Origin of the sequence: Pseudomonas sp. CFBP13528 (assembly GCF_005233615.1) — a bacterium.
GTDB classification, from domain to species: domain Bacteria; phylum Pseudomonadota; class Gammaproteobacteria; order Pseudomonadales; family Pseudomonadaceae; genus Aquipseudomonas; species Aquipseudomonas fluorescens_AM.
The window spans coordinates 1-20,231 of sequence record NZ_QGAJ01000015.1 but is presented as its reverse complement, the minus strand read 5'-3'; the positions used below and the strand labels follow the sequence as shown (position 1 = coordinate 20,231).

Below are 20,231 nucleotides of genomic sequence, written 5' to 3'. Positions count from 1 at the left end.
GTGGCATTAATCAACCATAGTTCGCCGCCGATGGAACACCATGACCGCCGGGCGGGCAAGCTCTATGATGGTGCCACCACCACCTCAAGGGAGAACCCAGGTGAACCGAATCGAGCACATCGGGTTGATGGCCAACTACAATCAATGGATGAATCGCAAGGTCTACGAGGCTGCCGGCACGCTCACAGACGCGGCGTTGACTGCGGACCGGCAGGCATTTTTCGGCTCGATCCTGGGCACCCTCAATCACCTGGCACTGGGCGACACCGTCTGGCTCAAACGCTTTGCCCAGCACCCGGCGGGGTTCAGCGCGTTGGCGCCCTTGAACGCCATCGCCACACCCGGCGACCTCAGGCAATTGGCGTTCGCAGACATCCGTGAACTCTCGGCCCATCGTGCGTGGCTGGATCAACTTATCCTGGATTGGGCCCACAGCTTGCGCGAAGCCCACCTGGACATGCGATTGAGTTACCACACCATGGGCGGCGTAGCGTCTGAAAAACCGTTTTTCGGCCTGCTGATGCATTTCTTCAACCACCAGACCCATCATCGCGGCCAAGTGACCACATTATTGAGTCAAGCCGGCGTGGACGTGGGCGACACCGACCTGCTCGCGCTGATTGACTGAACGCAGCCTGCCTCGCAGCGTAGATCACTGATCTGGCAGGCTTTTTCAGACCGGTGTTTGTGCAGTAAAGGATCTATCGAGGTTGCGCCAAAGCGTCTGGATCTATATATTCGCAACCCTGCTGCACCGCGCTACCGCCCGAATGGCGAAACTGGTAGACGCATGGGACTTAAAATCCCCCGCTCGTAAGGGCGTCCCGGTTCGATTCCGGGTTCGGGCACCATAGATATCAAGGGCTTGCCGGGGAAACCTGGGCAGGCCCTTATCTTTTTTGCTCCGCAATTCTGAGATCTGCTCCGCAATTCCCCCTCCCCTGGCGTCCTGCCGAACGAATTCCCCACCTCTTTATTCAGACCGAACTACCGTCCTGTACTAACGTTCTATCGAGATAGGCTTGGGCGCTTCCAAGCTATCCCGTAAGGAGCTAATTATGTCTGACGATTTGAAAAACCGCGGCCCGCAGGATCGTGCTCGAGTAAACACCTCGGAAGCTTGGGAGGTGAAGCATTGGACCGAAGAGTTTGGTGTAACTGAGCAACAGCTCAAAGATGCAGTGAAAGCTGTTGGTCCAATGGTTGACGACGTACGCAAGAAACTCGGTAAGTGAAGAGTGGTAACGCCCCGCGTTCTAGCGGGGCTGTTTCCTGAACCTCATTGCGGTTATTGCGCTGCCAGCACTCCCTGCTACGCTGTTCCCCTCACGGAGAACTAGCCATGCCCAATTCCGATTTGATCCCTTCCCTGCTTTCCAAACTCTAAGAAAACCAACTCGCCCTTGAGGCGTCCATCATGGAATTATCCAACTGGGTGGAGCAGCGTGGCTCTGCCGAGATAGCGGATAATGTTCGTGGCGCCCTTCAAGCCATCGACGATAACGAGGATTTCATCAAACTGACTCTGGCGGTATTGATGAGTCCTGAATAACAGCTACTTGCAGGCTACAGCCCAAAGCTGGTCCAGCTTGGTGGTGTAGCTCTGGCTCATCATCTCCCGACGCATACCCCAGTCGGGATTGGTGGGCACGCTAGCAGAACGAAGCGTTCCCCTTGCCGTTGACGTTTCCGCCAGAGTCCACTGACTGAAGCGCAGGCCACGCAAAACGGACGCGCACAGCGCAAAGCTGGGTGTTGCTGATGGCACGCACCCATGGCGTCCCACTGCGCAGCTCGATACTGATCGTGGTTTCGTTCTCAATCGAAGGGGTGCCCTGGATATAGCTTTGGTCCACGGCCCCGGTACGCCACTCCCACTTCACGTTTGGGAAGTTCATGTTGCCCTGAGGGTCTTGCAGGGGGGTGTTGTCGAGGTAGATGTCGCGCGCGGTTGGCGTGCCTTCGAACTCAGCACCCTGCGGCTGAATGTCCACGAAATATTGGGAGCCTTCTGTAAAGACCGTATATCCATTATCGCGCCCCGGCTGAAGCGTTGCACCAGGCGTACCCCCGAATATTGGCTGGTTCTGCCACTTGTAATGAACGCACTTAGCCAGTGCAGCGTCGGATTTTTTTGAGGTCAACACTTTGTATGGCCCCTCTTGGCGGGCCTCGTTCATCGTTGGTGCCATACACCCAGCCAGCATCGCCACCGCTACCGCCGCTATCAAAATCCGAATGATCACCCCTGAATATTTGACCCGCTAAAATTGAAAAAACTGAACGAGATCTTCCCGCCACTCAGATCTCTGATTTCATACCGAATTCTGTCGAGGCCATCATATACACGGGAGGCCTCAAGATGCATGAACTGGGTCAGGCCGCCACCGAATCCGTTCAACTCAAGAGCGCTGACATCATGAAAAATTAGCGATACCGCGTCCGAACCTGACTCATTGGCAGACAGCACCAACTCCAAATCGTATTTGAATTCGTTGAATTTGATGTCAATTGACATCACACAGTCCTGCTCTCGCAGCAGGCCGTTCAAGCGATCAAGTCTATACATGTGTCCACCCGTCTGGGATAAAATGCAACACCACGCGCATGTCGTTCCCTCTTTGGTTTGGCAGACCTACAATAGTTACAGCTGCTTAAATCGGACTACTATGGTGGATGCGAGCATGTCTCCTAAGCGCTTCCGTGAACCAAAGAAGATAAATATCCAGTCAAAAATGCTCAGAATAGGCGTAGTGATGTTTCGCATGAAGGATTGATATAGATTGCAATTAAGGTGGCTGCGCTCGTCAATTACTGACATCCCCAACAGTTTTTTACCCACGCTTTGACCGTTGGGCATTGCGTCGGAGAACAGGTAATACGCCGCAGCAGAGCCGAACGCTAAGATCGCGACCACATCTGGAGAAAAACCAAGAAACTCAGCCGCGCGCCCGACGAAAAATAGCATAAAGACACTAATTAACGAGTCAATCCACTGCCCTCCAAGCCGACGCCCCAGTCCGGCTAGGTTGTCTGGCTTTCGGTATTCATTTTGAATGGTGCTCACTTCCATGCGTTTCCGCTCCAATGGTATCTGATTTCAATATTCACAGATGCAAAAGCCCAGTGCGAGGCCGGGCAATTGCTCACTTGCCTGGTACATCTACCATTTCAACCGCACCACCCGACCAGTGCTCAAAGGTTCTATAGTTGGTCTATTAACCCCCCCTAAAGGGTCATTCAGATTTGTCTTCGTTTCTTTGACACCTTTGCAGCTCTTCCGCAAGCATCTTGGAGAGCTTGCGGTCCTCTCTGCTCCAACTTTCAAGTTGTTGTTTCGCCAGAATGAGCTCGTCGTCAATCGCATATTTGAGAAGCGCACGTAGTGCATCCTGAGAAAAAGGGAACTCCTCTACCCCGTAAGCCGTTTTTACAATCAGAGTGGCGCCACGTGAGGATATTGAGTTCAGCTCATCGAAAAACTTTTGGTTTAGCCCCACGCCATGAACTGCCGGCCGCTCGCCCTTAGCCTCTAAGGCGCCCACGATCGGGTCAACGATGCTTCTACCCAACATGTAGAAATTGACATCTTTCAGCGATAAAAGGCTCATCACCTCGCCTCGATCAAGACGTTGCGGGTAGACAGTGCTATGGGGGCAATGATGAGACAAATCTATGCGCGCTCCCCCTCCGTTATAGGAGAGATGCGCGCTCAGGATGGTTGACGGCACCAGGCCGGTAGATACGAGTGCTACTGAAAGAGAGTTAGCCTCAAGCTCAAAGTCTTGCTGCGCTTTTACGCTGGGCTTCTCCCGCTCCTGCTGGCGTCGAACTTGCCACAGCGTGACAATAACAGCCAATAGGGTTCCAATACCTGAAACCCATCCACCTGCAGCACTCCAATCCCAAACGTACGTGACAGTAGACGCCGGATTCAAATTGATCCCAGCTGTAAGTCCGAGACTTGCACTCGTGACGCACGCAACCAGCAGAATCACTCCAAGCATCCAATTCATTGTTCCGCTCCCTTTAAAAAGGGAGCCTTATATCAGCAGATGGTAGGGAGCTCAACGATGACTTATCGAACGAGTTGAAGCCCGCGCATCACCAGGTGATCGGCGAACTGCGTCCTGCTTGGCGCGTATGGCGGCGGGCGCATTCGCAGGCCTGGCGTATCCCGGTTGAGCCGCGTGCGCCGGCCATTCGGCTCATTGCAATGTGTCGGCTCCTGAATCTGGAAGCCCTGCTCTGCGGCGTAAAGCTCCACCGCCAGCCGTACCTGGCCCCACTCAAGCTCAAAGGGCACGAACGTCTCGGACAGCGTGAGGTATTGCCAGTAGGTGTCGGCGCTGATCGTACCGGCCATCACGCCCTTAAGCAGCTCGGCGAGAACCTGGGCGTCAACTACAGTGGTCACAAACTCAGGATTCACCTTGAACTTGACCTGCTTGGGGTCGTAGCCCTTCCACTCGGCTGCGTACCGCAAGCCCTGCTCGACCGCCTCAGCCACCGTGATGACGATGCTGTGCAACGTGGCGTGCTGGTCGTTCTGGCGTGTTTTACGCGCCTCTCGTCAATATTCACCACCAGCGGCACCCGGCCGTGGGAAATTGCTTGGCGCACCATGCGGAAGAACAACTGCTTCAGGCCGAAGCCGTCGGCAGTGGCGTTGTCTTCCAGCCCTTTCAGGCCGGCAGGTAGTTCGATCTCAGGTATAAGCCGCGAGACCAGGCCCATCATTGAACGCAACGAGTCACGCACCCAATGCACGTACTGAGCCCGGTTCGTGTAGTTCTCGTACAGGTACTTGTTGCCGGCGCCGTCGAGCTTTTCAGCCTCAACCATGCCGCTCGGTTTGGGCAGGTTGCGCTCGTTGCGCTTCACGGCGCACTCATCCGCCAGCGCGGAACGCTACCTGCTCGGCCTGGCCCAGGACTGTGCGGCCCTGCTTGGCGAAGCTCGACGATGCCCACATGACCCGAATGTCTGCATCCAGTAGATGGGCATGGTCTTCGTTGTGGATGCTGCCGATGCCGATGAGGATCTCGGACTGGAGCCAGTTCCAAACCTCAGGCACTGGTATCAGGCGGATGCCGAACTCGGAGAGGTCGGACAGCTCAAGCAGTGACGATGGAGGGAATGGCCTGTCCATGAAGCACCTTCAGCTTGAAATGGTGGCTGGTTGCCGGTATTGGTAAGGATCAACTCATCAGCAAGGAATGCTCCATGTCGAGCCGATACAGCGTCGTAAACGTGCCGCACTCTGAAATGTTCGCGCTTGAGCTTGGCCAATCCCCTCCAAGCAAGCCAATCCAACAGTCCTGTTTTCGAGTTGAAGATTCGCTCGCAGACGGCGACTACACTGGCGGTCCTTATCTCACTAAGGACGAAGCCATGGCGGCCTGCGACAAACTAAACAGGGCAAGCGAATGCTAAATCTTGATGGGTGGAACAGGAAAATACTGAGCCTGCAAAACGCTCTAGACACTGATGCTGACGGCAATGAAGTCTTTAAGGGCTTGAGCCGTGAAGAGTCGGAGCGATACGTCACACTTACAACGCAAGAACCCTCGGATTACTTCATTGACTTGGACCGTAAGCACAAGAGAGAGCTGACAGGCATCGAAGACCTATAGGACAAGTGCCGCGCTAATCTGCGGCAAGCCACCCCCCTCGACACAACAAGGTTCGTTCCTTATGCCAATTGAAGAGTTTGCCGCAAAACAAAACTACGCCGTTTCGCCATCCCTACCTAAGCATCTCGACCACCAACCCATATATGCCATGCCGTACAAGCAGTTCGATGGCTGGCGCAACGGCGAGACCGACACTAGGTACCTTTCAATAGGGATTTCACAGTGGTGCGCTAATGAGGTTTCACTAAAGATCATGCGCTACAAGGATCAATGGTCCCGCCAGTCCGAAGAGCTACCGCTGCACAGGGTAATCGACTCGTCAATATTTCTGGCTAAGGTTCTCCTCGATCGTGATGAGCAAAGTGTCGAAATTGAGCGAAGCCTTTTCACCAATCAGCCCGAAGGATTTCGGATAGAGGAGGAACCAGTTGCAGATCAAGACAAAGACCAGTTCGACAAATTCTTGAGTGATCACGAAAAGGCCTTGAGAGGTCGATTCAATAAGCTTTATCAGATGCTCAACAGTCTCAAGGCTCAAGGAAAACTCTGATCCCCTGATGTATTCAACTCAAAATGATGTGGGTTTGTGTGTGGGGGCGTGCCCGTGCAATTCGGCAACGATCAGCCCTTGAGGCAGCACGGCAGACCTGGCCGCGTCGATTGTCTTGGCGATGGAGCTATCCAGTTCGGCCAGGACGTTGTTAATGTCCCGGCTCAACGACAGCGCTTGCCACGAGCGGGTTACGTTGCTCATCTGAGAACCTCGCGCCACGATTTGGCGCATTCGAAAACGTGGCGCGAATTACTGCTTCCGCCGGTCGATACCTTCAGGCGCCTTCGGGCACCTCATACACTGCTCGGAGTTCAGCGTCCGGCACAGCCAGACCTCCACACGCTGCCAGTACGTGACCATGAAGATGTGGCGGGCGCCGGCCAGGGCCAGGGAGACATACAACGTCAGACCCGCAGTGGTCGGGCCGAAGAAGATATTCTGACTGCGCACCGACACAACGAAACCAGTGATGGCGATCGTGGTGTAGATCAGCTTCCCAAGAATGCCGTCCCTCACCTTACCGCTCAGTACGCACCAGGTGGCCCACAGCGCGATAAGGCCGCAGGTGATGGAGTTGATCAGTTCAAGATTCATGGGTTGCCTCCCCCGAACCGCTGGCGGATGAGCGCCCAGAGGTCAGCGGCTTTGATGGCTCGGTTGATTGCTGCCAGGAGAGAACCGCCGAACGTGCCCAGGAGGAAACCAATCCCCGCGACGATCTTGGTCTCAGTGACATTCAGGTAGGCGCTGACCATGCTCGTCAGGTACAGCGAGCAGGCCACCCCCGTGATCAAGAACACCATCCAGGCGCACCAGTCGGACAAGTCATCCTTGTGCCACCCACTGGCAACAACAGCCCCAATCAGGCCCGCAATCAACAATTCGAACCTGTCGATCTTGTCGAGCAGGCGTTCTAGATACTCCATGCGCTCGACTCCGTGGGGCATGTTTGGGAATTGAATCGGCTCATACAGCACTCCCAGCTCGGAGCAATGGGTGTGGTGGAGCCGAAAACGAAAAGGCCCCGCACGATGACGGGGCCTTTAATATTGCGCAGTTAAGCTGCGCGAAATTAAGCAAAAATACTTAAGTACCGTCACTCATATCAGTACGGCTTAATCGTTATTACTAATCGTTCCAAGCGTAAATCCGTCTACTGACGAAATTTTCCCGCGCCAAAGCGCACCTGGCTCGCCAGGAATTGGTGACGATGTACCCAAGTAAGTTCTAGCATTTTCAAGATGAAGGAACTGGAAGGGTGCGTCCTCCTCTGAAGACTCAGATTCGGGGGTCACATTGAAACCAAGAATTATGTCTTGGATGGCATCTGCATTGTGATCACCTTTTTCCCGGAAGGGAGCCGAAAAGCTTTCGGCAAGCCTCTCAAAATACACTGCGTGGGGGATCAGTTTGCCCGATATTACTGATCCACCAACTGATAAAGTGACGCCAATGCTTAATGATGCTTGATTAGAGCTTCTTACGAGCCACTGCAATAGCCAATCAGTCTGGCGCCCTTCCCATTGTGTTTTTGTGAAAGCTTTATCGTTGAGTAAATCCAATTCCTCTACGACAGTTTTGGTCTGATCTTGAGATTCTTGCATTAGAGACTCCATCCGGCTGGAAACTGAGTCTCATCTATACATCAACTTGGCACCCACAAAAAAGCCCAGCGTGTGTGCCGGGCTTTAAGTGTAGATCCCTAACGCGCAAGATCGAAAGGATGAATAAATATTCTCTCATTTTCTCATTCGTTGCAAAGGCTTTTTGCTAAGCGGCACAACTTTCGATTAGCCCTTGCGCATCAAGTAGTTCCTGAGCGGCAGTTAGCGCCTCGTTCACCCGGTCGTCGAGCGCCTTGCGGATAGTTGAGCGCCACCGGTACCGGGTCGATTCTGGCTTGCCGTCATTGTCCCAATTGGTGATGTCGTACCATGCCGCTGGCAGCACCGCGGCGGAACGCTTGCCATCGGCGCCGGCAACCTGAGGAATGGCCCAGGTCAGCACGGCGCATTCCCTAAAGCGCTTCGGCGCTGGTGTCTTCACCGAATTCAGAAGTTCCATAATGGCGCCGTGCTTGCGCTCTTCATGAGTGGAGTACTTCGCCACTAACGCGCGCCAGTGCGCCGGAGTGAGCGCTTTGTGCAGCCGGCCGAAGACCCAGCAATCCTGAAGCAGCGCGGCCTCCTTGCCGACGATCTCCCCCTTCTGCTTGGCACATGCTCTGGCGAACGCCGTGAGCGACGAGCGCGATAGCGCGTTACAACGTTGCGCCGACGACCGCTTTGCAATTGTGCACCTGCAAGGCGAGCTGCTCCGCGCCGACCCGGTTCGCCGGGATGGCGAACGCACTGGGCCAAGGACCGCGCCGCCCCGATCAACGCGCGCGTGGAGAAGGTCGCCCACAACCCCTTCTTCCGGGCGATCTGGCGACGTCGGGCAATCACGCCCATCGACAACGGGTTTGAGTGGGTAGATGAAAGCGGCCCCAAGAAGCAGCCCTCCCTAGCCCGCAAAAACTCTATTCGCCAGCTCTAAATCACTGTCGATTTCTCGGTGGAGACGTCGATTTAGTCAGCTTACGATAGCGCGATCTGCATCTGTCTTCTTTCACCGGGGTACCACTCAATGACGCCACTAAGTGCGGTTTTCCGCAACCTTCACCAAGATAATGTGTTGGTACTCGCCAACGTGAGCGATGCCGGCAGCGCACGTATCGTCGAGAGCGTAGGAAGTAAGGCAGTCGCGACCAGCAGCGCCGCCGTTGCTTGGGCGCATGGATACCAGGATGGCAATCAACTTCCCCTGAAACTGCTGACTACTACAGTTGAGTCAATGGTTCGAGTGCTCACAGTCCCCCTCACGGTCGATGTCGAAGGGGGCTATTCCGACGACCTTGAGTCGGTTGCTAAAGTTATTGACTGCGTCGTCAGGGCTGGAGCCGTTGGAATCAACATTGAGGACGGAACAGGCAGCACCGATCTGATTTTGCGAAAAATCGAAGTGGCAAAGAACGTAGCCAACAAGCATGGAGTCGACCTGTTCGTGAACGTACGAACTGACGTTTATCTGAGATGTTTGGTAGAACCCGCGCGACAATTGGCAGAGACCCTCTTGCGTGCATCACTGTTTGAGCAAGCAGGTGCAGACGGCATTTTTGCAGCTGGAATGGTTGAGGAAAACGCCATTGCTACACTGTGCGAGGCAACGCGGCTACCCGTCAACCTCCTTGCCTGGAACGGGCAACCTGGCATGGATGAATTGACGAGTCTAGGCGTCAAACGGCTGAGCGCCGGTTCCAGCATTGCTGAATTCTTATACGGCGCCAACAAGGCGATAGCCAAGAGCTTCTTGCGAACGGGAAAGCTTTTCGAGTATCCATTCGACGCATATACCTACAGCGACCTGAATAGCCTTATGGCCGCAAAAAAACACCTCAGCGAAAAGTAATCTTCGCTCTATTAATCTGTGATCCGCATGAAAATCGCCGCAGTTGCGCGCACCGCTAAAGCGATTTTCACACCCATTCGAGGACGAGGCTACGGTCTATGAGATCTTACAATCACGCTCTCCCGCCCAGAAGCGAGATGGTGAATGCGATGCTATGCAGCGACACCGCCTATGAGGGCGTTTTTTTCACTGCTGTCAAAACTACAGGTATTTTTTGCCGCCCTACGTGTGGTGCGCGTAAGCCAAAGCCCGAGAATGTAGAGTTTTTTTCGCAGGCAAACGAAGCGATGGCAGCAGGTTATCGGCCTTGCTTACGATGCAAGCCATTGGACCTCGCGGCTTGCGCGCCAGATTGGGTCAAGGGGCTACTGGCCTCTGTATCCGCATCACCTGACGCTCGCTGGAGTGATGCCGAACTAACGACGCGTGGTATCGATCCGTTACGCTTACGCAGGTGGTTCAAACAAAATTTTGGCATGACTTTTCATGCATGGATGCGTTCTAGAAGGCTCGGTATCGCCCTAGGCCGGATTTCCTCGGGCGAAACGCTGGATAACACAGCATTTGACTCAGGATACGAGTCATTGAGTGGCTTTAGAGATGCTTTCAAAAAAACATTTCAAATGCCCCCCGGCAAGGCAGCTGAAACGTCGCTCCTGCTTTATCGCCATCTGACGACACCGTTGGGCCCGATGATTGCCATGGCAGAGGAACGAGGTTTGGTACTCCTCGAATTTCTTGACCGCCCGGCCCTGACCGCTGAATTAAACGAACTGCGTGGGCGTCATGGGTATTCAATTGCGCCTGGCGAGCATCCCTACATCAAGCAGATCGAAGTTCAACTAAAACTTTATTTTGATGGAAAGCTGAAAAGGTTTTCAGTACCGCTCCATATGCCAGGCAGCTCGTTTGACAGATGTGTGTGGGCAGAGCTTCTGAAAATCGACTATGGAACCGTTTCAACCTACGGTGCCATCGCCAGGGCCGTCGGTAAGCCAGGTGCAAGCCAAGCGGTGGGCAATGCAAATGGACACAATCGCTTATCTATTGTTGTGCCCTGTCACCGTGTCATAGCGACAAATGGTGCACTCGCCGGATATGGCGGAGGCCAGCCACGGAAAGAATTTTTACTGCGTTTGGAGAAGACTGCTTTGCAAATGACGCAACAGAACGAATTCCTGTTGAATTAGTTGCCAAGCCTGACAGGCGCAGACACAACAACTGATCCGCGCAGACTGGATCAAGCTCATGATCGCCGCCGCCCGTCTGCCGCTGCGCAGCGACCCAGCAAACAACCCGTTCGACCGCCCAAGCGCTCACGGCCGGATCAAGTTCTCGACCGGGTTGTTGGATGTCAACCAAGTACTGCGGCCCCTCTGTGAACACAGAAGCCGCACCCACTGCGGCTTCTGTTGGTGCTCAATCAGCGGCGCGGCGTCTGCAAGGCGTGGTAGCCGTAATCGGCACGGGCTTGGCGTAGCGGTACGCCCGCTTCGATAGCCGCACGAATATGCTCTTCGGCCTGGTGGATTTCTTCGGCAACGGCCAGCACCTGGCTCAGTGAACCGGCGGGAATCACCACCAGGCCATCACCATCGCCGCGCAACCAGTCATCCGGTTGTACCCTGACGCCGCCCAGCGTCACGGGCGCCTGGATGGCTTCGACACGCACGCGGTCCTTGCCGGTGCGCATCCAGTTGCCTCGGGAGAAGATCGGGTAGTCGAGTTCCAACGCACGGTCAACATCGCGGCAGATGCCGTCAATCACCGTGCCCGCCATGTGTTTGCGCGAGGCGGTAGAGGTCAGCAAATCTCCCCACACGGTGGTGTCCTGCCGCCCCTGGTTGTCGATCACCACCACCTGGCCGGCTTCGAGGTCATCAATGTAATCGCCGACCGAGCCGCCGTCCTGGCCAATAGGGCCGTAGCGCAGGGTCCAGGCTTTGCCCGTGAGCTTGAACCTGCGGTCCAGGGGCATGATGTCGGTGCATTGGCAAACGATGCCGAGGCGGTCCATCGCATCGCTGAGGTCGGTACAGCTCAGGGCGTCGAGGCGGGTAAAAATAGAGGTTTGCATGATGAGGCCTTCCTTGTGTCCTGTGGGTTAACGCGCGGTGGTGGCGACACTGAATGCGTGGATCTTGTCGACGATCTGGCGTGATGCTGTCCGGATTGCCGTGGTGGTATTGCCGGCGATATGCGGCGTCAATTGCGCATTGGCAATTGTGGTCAATGGCGAGTCGAAGCGGTCTTTCTCCAGAGCAAAGGTATCGATGGCCACCGCTTTGATATGCCTGGGAAACTGGCGCATGAAGGCGGCCAACTGCTGCTCGTCGACGATCCCGCCGCGCGCGGTATTGATGAGGATGGATCCCTGGCGCATCTGGCGGAACTGGGCAGTGCCGAACAAGCCTCGGGTCTGCGGGGTGAGCGGTACGTGGAGCGAGACGATGTCCGCCTCGGCCAGTAACTGTTCAAGCCCTGCCCGTCGTTCAAGCCCAAGGCTGCGCGCCACCGGTTCGGTAAAACGCTCGGACCCGGTGGCGATCACCTTGATGCCCAGTGCCGCTGCCTTGTGCGCCACCTGCCGGGCGATGCTGCCGGTGCCTACCAGACCAAGCGTCAGTTCGGCGTATTCGGGGGCCGGTGCCAAGGTGCCTTTTGCCCAGTGGCCGTTGTGCGTTGCGGCGTTGTAGTCATCCAGGTCGCGCGACAGAAACAGCGCCTGGGCGACGACGTATTCGGCAACAGCGACCGCGTTGGAACCCGGCGTATTGAGTATCGCCACGTCCCACTGCTCGCACGCCAACCGATCAATATGATTGACCCCCGTGCCGGCCTGGGCAATGGCGCGCAGTGGGGTGGCCAGAGCGGACGAGGCGGCGGCGCGGATCAGGCCGGCGCCCAAGGGGATGTTCAGGCGCGTCTTGAACACGCTGTAGCCCCCTGCCCGACTTACGGCGGCAATAAAGGCTGGCTCGTCATGGCAGTTGATCTCGGCATAGTCAATGCGCGTGCCGTAGTGCTGCTGAATGTGCTCTTTGTCGGCGAAATAGTGCAGGTTGAGGGTGACGGCCAGGCCCAGTTCGAGAAAGCGATCGACTTCCTCAAACAGTAACGGCGGCCCGGGGGCATCCAGTATCAGGGTGGTCAATGCCATACAGTGGATCCTCTTGGGAGGGTAGCGCCTGCCGATACCCAGGTTGCCCCAGGCATCGGGGTTAACCATCGGGGTTGATCACCAGGTGAAATGGTGGGCACTTGTAGGATCGACCAGGCCTGCGTCGGTACTCACGGCCGCGAGGAACCCGCTGTAGAAATCATTCAGCGATGACGACTGGATGAACGCGGGATTGCTTTTGGCGTAGATCAGAAACAACCGATAGATTCGCAGGTTCTTTTCCTTGCGGTACACCTCGGCCTTGAGGCTGGGCCACAGGTTGAGCAGGCTGCCTTCCTTGATTTTCCACGGGTCCGCCGGCTCGGTGCCGGTGGTGGCTTTGTACACGAAGCGCTTACCTTCAATCACTTCCAGGTGCAGGCTGGCCAGCAACTGTTCGGCGGTGCCGACGGCTTCGGTCTTAAGGGCGTGCGCCAGCGCCTGGATGTGGGCCTTTTCCGGGAGGCTGCCGGTCAGGGTCAGCCAGGCGCATTTGAGGTCGGTTCGTGCAATGGCGTAGGCCATGCCTTTGACGTAGGTGTGAAAGCTCTCATCCTCGTTGAAAGCCTTCGACAGCTGCGTTGCCGGCTCCTGCGCGAACTGCCCGATGCCGATCAGTTCGCTGTGCAACCCACCGGCCAGCAAGGCGCGGGTCCAGGGAATCGCACGAATGGCATCGGGACGCGACTCGAACACCTTGATGTTGAAGATCCGAGAAGGCGGCCGGGTGCCCTTGGCGGTGGCCCTGACCACATCGAATCGCGCCAGGTCGCGCAGCAGGGAAGGCAGCGCCGGGTGTTCGAAGAATGTCGCCTGGTAGCGTCGCACCACCTCCCCCCACCGTTGAATCCTGCCGGCAATGACCGCCTCGGACGGTTGCGGCAGGGGCTCGGCGTGCATCCGGTACAGCTGGCTGAGAAAGTTGACGGACTGGTTGCGGCTCAGCAGATGCGCGCGCATCTCCGCGCAGCCGGCCAGCATGAACCGGGTTTCCGGGCCCTCCAGCGCGCCGAACTCCTGCAAGGTCTCGGCGATCACCCCATTACAGCGTGCGTGTTCCCCGCCCATGATGACGTGGACCACCACCTCAATGCCGTAGCGGGCCGCGATCAGCTTGTGCTGGTTGGCAATCGCCATGTTCAGCTTGTGCATGGCCTTGCCGCCCTGCTTGCCCGTGTCGCTGGGGCCGAACGTGATGTATTGGCGGTTGCCGCGCGTTGCCAGGTGCTGGCGGTACACCGGGTTTTCGTACACCTCATGCACCGTGGCCAGCGTGCGCTCGGCACCTGCCAGGTCTTCGGGTTGCAGGGCGATGTCGATCCCGTCCCGCACCTGGGCCGCCTTCATCAGGAACAGCACCTCCAGCGCGCTGAGGGCCGAGGTGTACTCGGCGATCCCGTGAATTTTCATGCGGTCGCGATAACGGTCGATCATTTCAAACCGCTCCACCGCGTTGCGCGCATCGTGCATGCGGATATAGCTCGGGTCCTGCTCCATCAGCGCAATGTAATCCTGGCCGGCGTATTGCTCGACTTTGCGGGTGTAAAGCGGCGTGGTGCGTTGCAGATACGCTTGCCACAAGGCAGCGGGCGCCTGGGCCGTTCCGCCATCCAGCGCGACCTCAAGCGCGGCCTGACGCGCACGCTCATCCAGTTCGTGATAGTGCCGGCCCTGACCCAGGCCGATGGTTTCCAGCCACTGGCTGGACAGAATCTCATCGACCACGCTGCTGAACATCTCAGCGTTTTCACGAAACTCGATATCCAGATAGTGAAAGCCAAACGCATGCACCCGCAGCAGCAGACGGTCGATGGCGGCCGGCTGGGTAAAACGGATGCTGCTCAGTGCATCGATCAGTTCGGCCGGTTGCTCGAAATGCTCGGGATGATCCGTGCCAAGGCGTGCACGGATCTCTTCAAGGCGATGCCGTGCGCCGCCGTCCTTGATCAGGCCGTCGATATCAGCGATGTAGCGATTGCGCAGCGCCGTTTCCAGCGCCAGCACCAGGGTTTCGGTGTGCTGGTTGGTGTCATAGGGGCGCCCATCCTTGTCGCCGTATAACCAGGTGAACAACGTCAGCCATTTTGCCTGCGGCGCCAGGCCCAGGGCGTGATGCACGTCGGGCAACGCGTCATACACACTGTCGGCGTAAAAAAGCTGTGACTCGATATCGGTGCCATTGCTGCCCGACCACACAGCGTTGTACAGCTCCAGCAGGATCTGCGAAGTAACTTGAGGCTTTTTGAGGCCACGGTCCTCGATGTGCTGTGCCAGTTTCTGCAGGACCAGCACAACGGAATGCTTGAGCTGGTCGGTCTCTTTGCACAGCACGCCCAGGCTGATATTTACCCCCGACGGCGCTGCAATCAACTGCGGATCGAGCGTGAGCAACTGACGAGGCAGGCTGGCTTGTGAAGCAATCTGGGTCGCCACACTCCTGACCGACACTTCGAACAGCAGTTGCTTGATCAGCAACAACTTCCAGAACGCCTCGACGTCTTTGCTGGAGCGCGATTCAAAGAACGCCTTGCCCAGGGCAGCGGCCAATTTCGAATCTGCCTTGTCCAGATACGCCAGCGTATCGATTTCAGCGTAGATCCTCAGGCAGGCGCGGGTGTGCGGGGTTTGGGAGGCATCATCCGTGTTGGCCTTGAGTGCGTGCTCCAGTGCTCGCCATAGAACGTCGTGCAGCAACGCGGGGTTGGTATGGCCGATTGAGGGGCGAGTTGATGCATTTTCCAGTATGGAGTTGATCACATGATTCATGGGTTCAAGCCTCGATAATTGTCAAATCCCTTGTTTGCAGTGCGCCGGACAGACACACGCAAAATCATCAATGTCCCAGGCTCAACCCACAGCGTCGCAACGAACGGAACTCACCTGTTCGCCGACAGAAAGCCCCCTTGTCGGTACCGAAAAACGGCAGAAAATTGAAACAATTTGTTACATCCGCCCGCAATAAAACATGGCTTGGATTTCTCCACAAAAGACCTTTTTGGAATAGCCAACTTGAAAACAAAGATAGGAAGCTAATAAAAATCACGGCACTGAAGTCCGGTTAACTGCCTGCATATTTTCTAACGTGCTGATTATTTGGCATTAATCTGCAGTCACCAAAACCCGCTGAGCCGAGGGGGATATCGAGTAGGAATCACCTGCGGGCGCAACCTAAATAATTCTTCATGAACACCATTTCCTACTCAGGGAGCAGACATCCTTGCTGCCTGCAAACGAAAAACCCGGCGCTTGGCCGGGTTTTGTCAGTTCATGCTGTGCGACGAACTACTTCGCACCGCCATTGTTACGGTCGGTCTGGGCGTCCTGATCCGATCCGGGATTGCCAGGCGGTGGGTTCCAATCTTCCGGCTTCTCGCCTGTGCCTTGCTTGGGCTCGGACTCAGCCTGGTCCAGGCCTGACGCGTGACCTTCGCCCAGGTCGGGCACTTGCTTTTGCGGTCCGGGATAGGGCGCTGCGGGACCGTTATTGTCATCGACCATAAATCACCTCTATTGCAGTAGCGCGCGGTTGCGCACAGGGCTGAGTGGGCTGTTCAGACAGAACGTGCGAGTGCCTTTCAGCACGCGCCCGGCGGGATACCGTCCTTGTTGAAATCCTTGAGTCGCTCACGCTCCTCTTCGGTGGAGTGCGCCGGCGTTTGCTCTTCGGGTTGCTTGCGCTTTTCTTCGGTCATGGCTGATTCCTCCAGGTTGTAGAGTTTCGGCACGCTGCGGTGCGGGCAGTTCAAAATGAATGGTCGCGCAGGCCGCGACCTTGTGGCTGCGACGCTGCGCGCACACAAAAAAGGCGCTCCGAAGAGCGCCTTTCTACCGCCGATTGCCTTACTGCACACTGACCTGACGCAGCTCGGGCTTGGCCTCGCCACCGATCATGATGCGCTTGGGTTTGGCCTCTTCAGGCACCTCGCGCAGCAGGTCGATGCTCAGCAGCCCGTTGTTCAAGGCCGCGCCGCGCACTTCGATGTGGTCCGCCAGGCGGAACGACAACCGGAAAGCGCGCTGGGCGATGCCCTGGTGCAGGTAAGCGACCTTCTCGTCGGTTTCGCGTTTGCCGCCGGAAACCGTCAATACGCCTCTTTCGACCTGGATATCCAGATCCTCCTCGGTCAGGCCAGCCACTGCGATGACAATCCGGTAGGCGTCATCACCGTGCTTTTCCACGTTGTGAGGTGGATAGGAATTCGGAGCCTCGCTGCGCAGCGCCGACTCGAACAGGTCGTTGAAGCGATCAAAGCCCACCGATTGACGGAACAGTGGGGCCAACGAAAGGGTAGTAGCCATTTTAAAATCTCCTGAGTTTCTCCAAGTGATTTAGGACGCGACCCGCATTCGGCATCGCGTGATCAAAAATTTATGGACGCTCAAAGGGATTTCAAGGGGGCGAAAAAAAATTTTCTTGGCTGATATCGCTATCGCAGGAACGGCGGGGCTCGCGCTTGTGCTCTAATCTCAACACAGGCGTGCTTTACCCCGTGAGCGCCTGAGACAGCCCTTGAGGTACAAGAAAAATGAAAATGACTTTAGCAGCCCTGGCATTGGGCATCCTGATCTCCCAAGGCGCCTCGGCCGCCGGAGATGGCACCGCTGCTCTGGGCGGCGGGGTCGGCGGCGTACTGGGCAATGTCGTGGGTGGGCAGCTCGGTGGCTCCACCGGTGCGGCCATCGGCGCTGGCGTAGGGGGTGCGACCGGCGGCGCGGTGGGCGCGCGCAAAGGCAATCGAGCGGAAGCGGCACTGGGCGGCGGAGTTGGCGCTGCGGGTGGTTCAGTGATCGGCAATCACCTGGGCGGCAGCACCGGTTCGGCCATCGGCGCAGGCTTGGGCGGTGCCGCCGGTGGCGCGGTGGGCAACAACCTGGGGGATGACGGCGGGAAACACAAAGGCAACAAGCATAAGCACAAGAACAAGCACCGCTGATCCTCTGACGCTGTCCCGACAGCACACACGCCGGGTTGAACGACCTTGAAAGGTCCTTCAACCCGGCGTGTAAGAGACTGTCACTCCCGTTACATCGGCGTACTGCTCACCACCCGCAAGGCCAGTCCTTCATAGGCATCCAGCGTAATGGTGAACGTGCCCTCCTCCGTCAGATCCCCTTCCACACGCTCATTGATGATGTCCACCACCGGCCCAGGTGCGATGTTGGGCAAGTGCAGGGATTCGGTGATCGGCGTGGCGCCGAAGTTCAGCGCAGTGATCTGCGTGCCCTTGCCTGCCGGCAATTCGTGCACCATGACCAGCAGGCCCGGGTGCTCGACATCCGGAATCAGGATCTGGCGACTGGCAGCAATGTCGTAGGCGCGGCGCACGCCGAGGATCTTCTGCAACTGTGAGGCGAATGAATCCGGGTCCTGCAATTGGCTGTTCAAGCTGCCGTACAGGCTTCTGGAGCGCGGCATCTGCCCGGCCGACAATTCGGCGTCGGGGTTGAGGTCGACCAGGTCGTAGGCGCCGCGATGAATCCAGCGCGTGTCGCCATCGGCCATCAAATGCCCGACCTCTTCGGCCGCCAATGGCAAGGCGCCCACCAGGTCCCAACCGGACAGCGCAAACACCCCTGGCTGCATGGCGTTGTACATCACCAGCAGCAAATGGATCTGGCGAATCTGCTGCACGTCGGCCGCGGTGATCGCGTCCAGGTCGCGAATGCCGAGGGCCGCGGTGATGATGCTGGCGGTGGTGCAGGACACGCCATTGGTGACGAACTTGAGGTTATACGGCGCGTGCTCGCCGGTCAGGCGTTCGTACATCTGCTCGCGGATATGCTCGCGCAGGATATTGCCGGGAAAGGTCTGGCCCTGGAACAGAAAGGTGTCATGGGCATGCAGGGTCCAGAAGTGCACCAGTTCCAGGGTCAGTTCATCGTGGTTTTGCAGCGCGTGAATCAGCGAACCAGGGTCGATGCCGAGGCTGTGCATCTGGCGCAGCATCAGGCGCAGGAATTCGGCGTCGCCCATCAGCAACGCATGCTGGTAGGCCGGCCGGGTGATGAAGTCATAGGACAGGTCGGCGCCGCCGTGGGACATGGAGGCGATATCGTCGACGGTCAGGTTGAGTTCCTGGAAGCTGAAACCACCGGCCTTGCGAATCGCGCCGCCCAGCAACTGGTTGCCGGTGATCGACAGCGGATGGCTTTCCGACCAGGCGCTGCCGTCGAGCTTGCGTTCCACGCCGAGAAAGCCATTGGCGTCCAGGCGCAGGATCTTGGCGCCCATTACATCGATGGCGTGCAGCGCGTCGCCGATGATCATCTGCTGGGCGGCGAATGACGGATCGAGCCAGTTCAGCGACGGCTGCCCTTCCTTGAAGTAATGCAGGTACACCCAGCGTCGTGGCTTGCCGTCGACCCCCATCACCACGGGCGTGGCGCTCCAGTCGGTTTCCTTGACGCCGGGCTCGAAGAAAATCACCCGTTGCAATTGGCCGACGATGTAGTGCTTGTCGCGCAGTGCATCCACCTGCGGCGGGCTGAGGTTCTGCGCATCGCGGCCCTCGGCGACGTCCGGCAGCAGCGACCAGTCTTCTTCACGGATTTCGACCATGTGGTACAGGCCCGGATAGTCTTCATAGGCCATTTCCGCCAGACGAAAATCCGCACCCTTGCCGGTGTGCGAGGGGATCACGTCGTCGATGATCACCGCATTGTGCGCGGCGGCCATGCGTGTAAGCGCCTGCAACTGCGCCTCGGTGCCGAGTTGCGGGTCGATGTCGAAGCTGATGCGGTCGAAGTTGCCGTCGATGGTCGGCGTATGTTGAGTGCCGGACAAACCGCCGGACTTTTTCAGCGGCCCGTTGTGAATGCCCTGGATGCCGATTTTCGACAATGCATGCCATAGGCTTTCGTCGCCCAGCGCCTCCAGCACCGTGCCGTCTTCGCGGGTCACGATCGACGCCGGATACGCCGTGAACCATACCGATGACAAGGCTGAAGCGTCACGCGGGCGGGTGTGTGCGAAGGGTTGCTGCCACATCCGTCCCTGCCCCGAATAGAGCTTGGCGCGCTGGCGCGCCGCGTTCAGCATGGACTGTTGCACCAGCCAATTCACATGATCGTTGTCCGCCGCCGTCATAAGCCTGATACCTGTGGTCGTTGAAGGTGATTCGTAAGCATAGGAGCGACGGCGGGGGCAATTCGTTGCATCGGGATACAGATCCATAGCCAAATGTGGGAGGGGGCTTGCCCCCCGATGGCGGCCTCCCAGCCGACAGCTACCCAACTGACACGCGTCGGCCCAATGTGGGAGGGGGCTTGCCCCCGATGGCGGCTTCCGGGCCGACCAGGATGCTGGATCAGATTGAGTACATATCCGTTTCTGCGGTCACGGCTGCTATGGGTTCCGCTTTTACAGCGGGTCACTTTTGGAAAAGAGCCCCAAAAGTAACCAAATGTATGGTCAGCCCACCTTTTGCTATCC

General features: G+C 57.3%; 22 protein-coding genes, 1 tRNA gene and 6 pseudogenes. 10 read left to right on the top strand and 19 right to left on the bottom strand.

The window, feature by feature from the left end:
- Nucleotides 1-100: 100 nt before the first annotated feature.
- From PspCFBP13528_RS22095 to PspCFBP13528_RS22080, 4 genes and pseudogenes are all read left to right on the top strand, one after another.
- Complete coding sequence (locus PspCFBP13528_RS22095; RefSeq protein WP_137201498.1) at nucleotides 101-628, top strand: DinB family protein; 528 nt, start codon at nucleotides 101-103, stop codon at nucleotides 626-628.
- A 136-nt stretch (nucleotides 629-764) separates the two neighbouring features.
- Nucleotides 765-851: transfer RNA gene (locus PspCFBP13528_RS22090), tRNA-Leu, on the top strand.
- A 207-nt stretch (nucleotides 852-1,058) separates the two neighbouring features.
- Complete coding sequence (locus PspCFBP13528_RS22085; RefSeq protein WP_137201497.1) at nucleotides 1,059-1,235, top strand: DUF3606 domain-containing protein; 177 nt, start codon at nucleotides 1,059-1,061, stop codon at nucleotides 1,233-1,235.
- 107 nt (nucleotides 1,236-1,342) lie between these two features.
- A pseudogene (locus tag PspCFBP13528_RS22080) lies at nucleotides 1,343-1,552 on the top strand (hypothetical protein).
- 3 nt (nucleotides 1,553-1,555) lie between these two features.
- On the opposite strand, the pseudogene PspCFBP13528_RS22075 reads toward PspCFBP13528_RS22080, so the two are convergent.
- The 8 genes and pseudogenes from PspCFBP13528_RS22075 to PspCFBP13528_RS22040 all read right to left on the bottom strand — a co-directional run.
- Nucleotides 1,556-1,675, bottom strand: a pseudogene (locus PspCFBP13528_RS22075) (DUF4113 domain-containing protein); the annotation flags it as partial.
- Nucleotide 1,676: 1 nt separating this feature from the next.
- Nucleotides 1,677-1,970, bottom strand: a pseudogene (locus PspCFBP13528_RS22070) (hypothetical protein); the annotation flags it as partial.
- 272 nt (nucleotides 1,971-2,242) lie between these two features.
- Nucleotides 2,243-2,518: a hypothetical protein gene (locus PspCFBP13528_RS22060; protein ID WP_232790600.1), complete on the bottom strand. Its 276-nt coding sequence runs from the start codon at nucleotides 2,516-2,518 to the stop codon at nucleotides 2,243-2,245.
- A 126-nt stretch (nucleotides 2,519-2,644) separates the two neighbouring features.
- Complete coding sequence (locus PspCFBP13528_RS22055) at nucleotides 2,645-3,073, bottom strand: RDD family protein (RefSeq protein WP_065952664.1); 429 nt, start codon at nucleotides 3,071-3,073, stop codon at nucleotides 2,645-2,647.
- A gap of 163 nt (nucleotides 3,074-3,236) precedes the next feature.
- A complete protein-coding gene (locus PspCFBP13528_RS22050; RefSeq protein WP_101221038.1) occupies nucleotides 3,237-4,016 on the bottom strand; it encodes a hypothetical protein in 780 nt (259 codons plus the stop codon).
- Between the two features lie 62 nt (nucleotides 4,017-4,078).
- Nucleotides 4,079-4,417, bottom strand: a complete 339-nt coding sequence (locus tag PspCFBP13528_RS27665) for a hypothetical protein (RefSeq protein ID WP_241669130.1) — start codon at nucleotides 4,415-4,417, stop codon at nucleotides 4,079-4,081.
- Between the two features lie 11 nt (nucleotides 4,418-4,428).
- A complete protein-coding gene (locus PspCFBP13528_RS22045) occupies nucleotides 4,429-4,884 on the bottom strand; it encodes a hypothetical protein (protein WP_241669129.1) in 456 nt (151 codons plus the stop codon).
- Between the two features lie 10 nt (nucleotides 4,885-4,894).
- A pseudogene (locus PspCFBP13528_RS22040) lies at nucleotides 4,895-5,152 on the bottom strand (putative metallopeptidase); the annotation flags it as partial.
- A 14-nt stretch (nucleotides 5,153-5,166) separates the two neighbouring features.
- Here PspCFBP13528_RS22040 and PspCFBP13528_RS27955 point away from each other — a divergent pair.
- The gene (locus PspCFBP13528_RS27955; protein ID WP_241669128.1) at nucleotides 5,167-5,436 is read left to right on the top strand and encodes a hypothetical protein; all 270 of its coding nucleotides are present in this window, start codon (nucleotides 5,167-5,169) and stop codon (nucleotides 5,434-5,436) included.
- Between the two features lie 261 nt (nucleotides 5,437-5,697).
- Nucleotides 5,698-6,186, top strand: coding sequence for a DUF6530 family protein (locus tag PspCFBP13528_RS22030; RefSeq protein WP_065952660.1), 489 nt, complete (start codon nucleotides 5,698-5,700; stop codon nucleotides 6,184-6,186).
- An 18-nt stretch (nucleotides 6,187-6,204) separates the two neighbouring features.
- Here PspCFBP13528_RS22030 and PspCFBP13528_RS22025 read toward each other — a convergent pair whose 3' ends face one another.
- The 5 genes and pseudogenes from PspCFBP13528_RS22025 to PspCFBP13528_RS22005 all read right to left on the bottom strand — a co-directional run.
- Entirely contained in the window at nucleotides 6,205-6,390 is a 186-nt protein-coding gene (locus PspCFBP13528_RS22025; protein WP_137201496.1) for a hypothetical protein, read from the bottom strand.
- A gap of 48 nt (nucleotides 6,391-6,438) precedes the next feature.
- Nucleotides 6,439-6,783, bottom strand: coding sequence for a hypothetical protein (locus tag PspCFBP13528_RS22020; RefSeq protein ID WP_065952658.1), 345 nt, complete (start codon nucleotides 6,781-6,783; stop codon nucleotides 6,439-6,441).
- The gene (locus PspCFBP13528_RS22015) at nucleotides 6,780-7,115 is read right to left on the bottom strand and encodes an MFS transporter (protein ID WP_065952657.1); all 336 of its coding nucleotides are present in this window, start codon (nucleotides 7,113-7,115) and stop codon (nucleotides 6,780-6,782) included. Before PspCFBP13528_RS22015 ends, PspCFBP13528_RS22020 begins: the two co-directional genes overlap by 4 nt.
- A gap of 189 nt (nucleotides 7,116-7,304) precedes the next feature.
- A complete protein-coding gene (gene gvpU, locus PspCFBP13528_RS22010; protein WP_083218036.1) occupies nucleotides 7,305-7,793 on the bottom strand; it encodes a gas vesicle accessory protein GvpU in 489 nt (162 codons plus the stop codon).
- Nucleotides 7,794-7,959: 166 nt separating this feature from the next.
- Nucleotides 7,960-8,409 (bottom strand): annotated as a pseudogene (locus PspCFBP13528_RS22005) (hypothetical protein); the annotation flags it as partial.
- Nucleotides 8,410-8,447: 38 nt separating this feature from the next.
- Here PspCFBP13528_RS22005 and PspCFBP13528_RS22000 point away from each other — a divergent pair.
- From PspCFBP13528_RS22000 to PspCFBP13528_RS21990, 3 genes and pseudogenes are all read left to right on the top strand, one after another.
- A pseudogene (locus tag PspCFBP13528_RS22000) lies at nucleotides 8,448-8,706 on the top strand (SOS response-associated peptidase family protein); the annotation flags it as partial.
- 111 nt (nucleotides 8,707-8,817) lie between these two features.
- The gene (locus tag PspCFBP13528_RS21995; protein ID WP_137201495.1) at nucleotides 8,818-9,639 is read left to right on the top strand and encodes an isocitrate lyase/phosphoenolpyruvate mutase family protein; all 822 of its coding nucleotides are present in this window, start codon (nucleotides 8,818-8,820) and stop codon (nucleotides 9,637-9,639) included.
- Nucleotides 9,640-9,788: 149 nt separating this feature from the next.
- On the top strand, nucleotides 9,789-10,829 hold the full coding sequence (locus PspCFBP13528_RS21990) for a trifunctional transcriptional activator/DNA repair protein Ada/methylated-DNA--[protein]-cysteine S-methyltransferase (protein WP_241669127.1): 1,041 nt from the start codon (nucleotides 9,789-9,791) through the stop codon (nucleotides 10,827-10,829).
- A 233-nt stretch (nucleotides 10,830-11,062) separates the two neighbouring features.
- On the opposite strand, the gene PspCFBP13528_RS21985 is transcribed toward PspCFBP13528_RS21990, so the two are convergent.
- The 5 genes from PspCFBP13528_RS21985 to PspCFBP13528_RS21965 all read right to left on the bottom strand — a co-directional run bounded on the left by PspCFBP13528_RS21985 (nucleotide 11,063) and on the right by PspCFBP13528_RS21965 (nucleotide 17,098).
- Complete coding sequence (locus PspCFBP13528_RS21985) at nucleotides 11,063-11,716, bottom strand: RraA family protein (RefSeq protein ID WP_137201493.1); 654 nt, start codon at nucleotides 11,714-11,716, stop codon at nucleotides 11,063-11,065.
- A gap of 27 nt (nucleotides 11,717-11,743) precedes the next feature.
- A complete protein-coding gene (locus tag PspCFBP13528_RS21980) occupies nucleotides 11,744-12,799 on the bottom strand; it encodes an NAD(P)-dependent oxidoreductase (RefSeq protein WP_101221034.1) in 1,056 nt (351 codons plus the stop codon).
- A gap of 78 nt (nucleotides 12,800-12,877) precedes the next feature.
- Nucleotides 12,878-15,565 (bottom strand): phosphoenolpyruvate carboxylase, encoded by a 2,688-nt coding sequence (locus PspCFBP13528_RS21975; protein WP_137201492.1) that lies wholly within the window; start codon nucleotides 15,563-15,565, stop codon nucleotides 12,878-12,880.
- Between the two features lie 516 nt (nucleotides 15,566-16,081).
- Nucleotides 16,082-16,297, bottom strand: coding sequence for a hypothetical protein (locus tag PspCFBP13528_RS21970; RefSeq protein WP_065952651.1), 216 nt, complete (start codon nucleotides 16,295-16,297; stop codon nucleotides 16,082-16,084).
- A 342-nt stretch (nucleotides 16,298-16,639) separates the two neighbouring features.
- Nucleotides 16,640-17,098 carry an Hsp20 family protein gene (locus PspCFBP13528_RS21965; protein WP_065952650.1) on the bottom strand — a complete coding sequence of 153 codons (459 nt, stop codon included), beginning with the start codon at nucleotides 17,096-17,098 and terminating at the stop codon, nucleotides 16,640-16,642.
- Between the two features lie 227 nt (nucleotides 17,099-17,325).
- Between PspCFBP13528_RS21965 and PspCFBP13528_RS21960 the strand changes: the two genes are divergently transcribed.
- Entirely contained in the window at nucleotides 17,326-17,733 is a 408-nt protein-coding gene (locus PspCFBP13528_RS21960; protein WP_101221032.1) for a hypothetical protein, read from the top strand.
- 89 nt (nucleotides 17,734-17,822) lie between these two features.
- Here PspCFBP13528_RS21960 and treS read toward each other — a convergent pair whose 3' ends face one another.
- The gene (treS, locus tag PspCFBP13528_RS21955; protein WP_101221031.1) at nucleotides 17,823-19,886 is read right to left on the bottom strand and encodes a maltose alpha-D-glucosyltransferase; all 2,064 of its coding nucleotides are present in this window, start codon (nucleotides 19,884-19,886) and stop codon (nucleotides 17,823-17,825) included.
- Nucleotides 19,887-20,231 lie beyond the last annotated feature (345 nt).

Coding starts and splice junctions, on each gene's coding strand:
- PspCFBP13528_RS22085 (WP_137201497.1), top strand. CDS start 1,059: ATGTCTGACGATTTGAAAAACCGCGGCCCGCAGGATCGTGCTCGAGTA.
- PspCFBP13528_RS22060 (WP_232790600.1), bottom strand. CDS start 2,518: ATGTCAATTGACATCAAATTCAACGAATTCAAATACGATTTGGAGTTG.
- PspCFBP13528_RS22055 (WP_065952664.1), bottom strand. CDS start 3,073: ATGGAAGTGAGCACCATTCAAAATGAATACCGAAAGCCAGACAACCTA.
- PspCFBP13528_RS22050 (WP_101221038.1), bottom strand. CDS start 4,016: ATGAATTGGATGCTTGGAGTGATTCTGCTGGTTGCGTGCGTCACGAGT.
- PspCFBP13528_RS22030 (WP_065952660.1), top strand. CDS start 5,698: ATGCCAATTGAAGAGTTTGCCGCAAAACAAAACTACGCCGTTTCGCCA.
- PspCFBP13528_RS22025 (WP_137201496.1), bottom strand. CDS start 6,390: ATGAGCAACGTAACCCGCTCGTGGCAAGCGCTGTCGTTGAGCCGGGAC.
- PspCFBP13528_RS22020 (WP_065952658.1), bottom strand. CDS start 6,783: ATGAATCTTGAACTGATCAACTCCATCACCTGCGGCCTTATCGCGCTG.
- PspCFBP13528_RS22015 (WP_065952657.1), bottom strand. CDS start 7,115: ATGGAGTATCTAGAACGCCTGCTCGACAAGATCGACAGGTTCGAATTG.
- gvpU (WP_083218036.1), bottom strand. CDS start 7,793: ATGCAAGAATCTCAAGATCAGACCAAAACTGTCGTAGAGGAATTGGAT.
- PspCFBP13528_RS21995 (WP_137201495.1), top strand. CDS start 8,818: ATGACGCCACTAAGTGCGGTTTTCCGCAACCTTCACCAAGATAATGTG.
- PspCFBP13528_RS21990 (WP_241669127.1), top strand. CDS start 9,789: ATGCTATGCAGCGACACCGCCTATGAGGGCGTTTTTTTCACTGCTGTC.
- PspCFBP13528_RS21985 (WP_137201493.1), bottom strand. CDS start 11,716: ATGCAAACCTCTATTTTTACCCGCCTCGACGCCCTGAGCTGTACCGAC.
- PspCFBP13528_RS21980 (WP_101221034.1), bottom strand. CDS start 12,799: ATGGCATTGACCACCCTGATACTGGATGCCCCCGGGCCGCCGTTACTG.
- PspCFBP13528_RS21975 (WP_137201492.1), bottom strand. CDS start 15,565: ATGAATCATGTGATCAACTCCATACTGGAAAATGCATCAACTCGCCCC.
- PspCFBP13528_RS21970 (WP_065952651.1), bottom strand. CDS start 16,297: ATGGTCGATGACAATAACGGTCCCGCAGCGCCCTATCCCGGACCGCAA.
- PspCFBP13528_RS21965 (WP_065952650.1), bottom strand. CDS start 17,098: ATGGCTACTACCCTTTCGTTGGCCCCACTGTTCCGTCAATCGGTGGGC.
- PspCFBP13528_RS21960 (WP_101221032.1), top strand. CDS start 17,326: ATGAAAATGACTTTAGCAGCCCTGGCATTGGGCATCCTGATCTCCCAA.
- treS (WP_101221031.1), bottom strand. CDS start 19,886: ATGACGGCGGCGGACAACGATCATGTGAATTGGCTGGTGCAACAGTCC.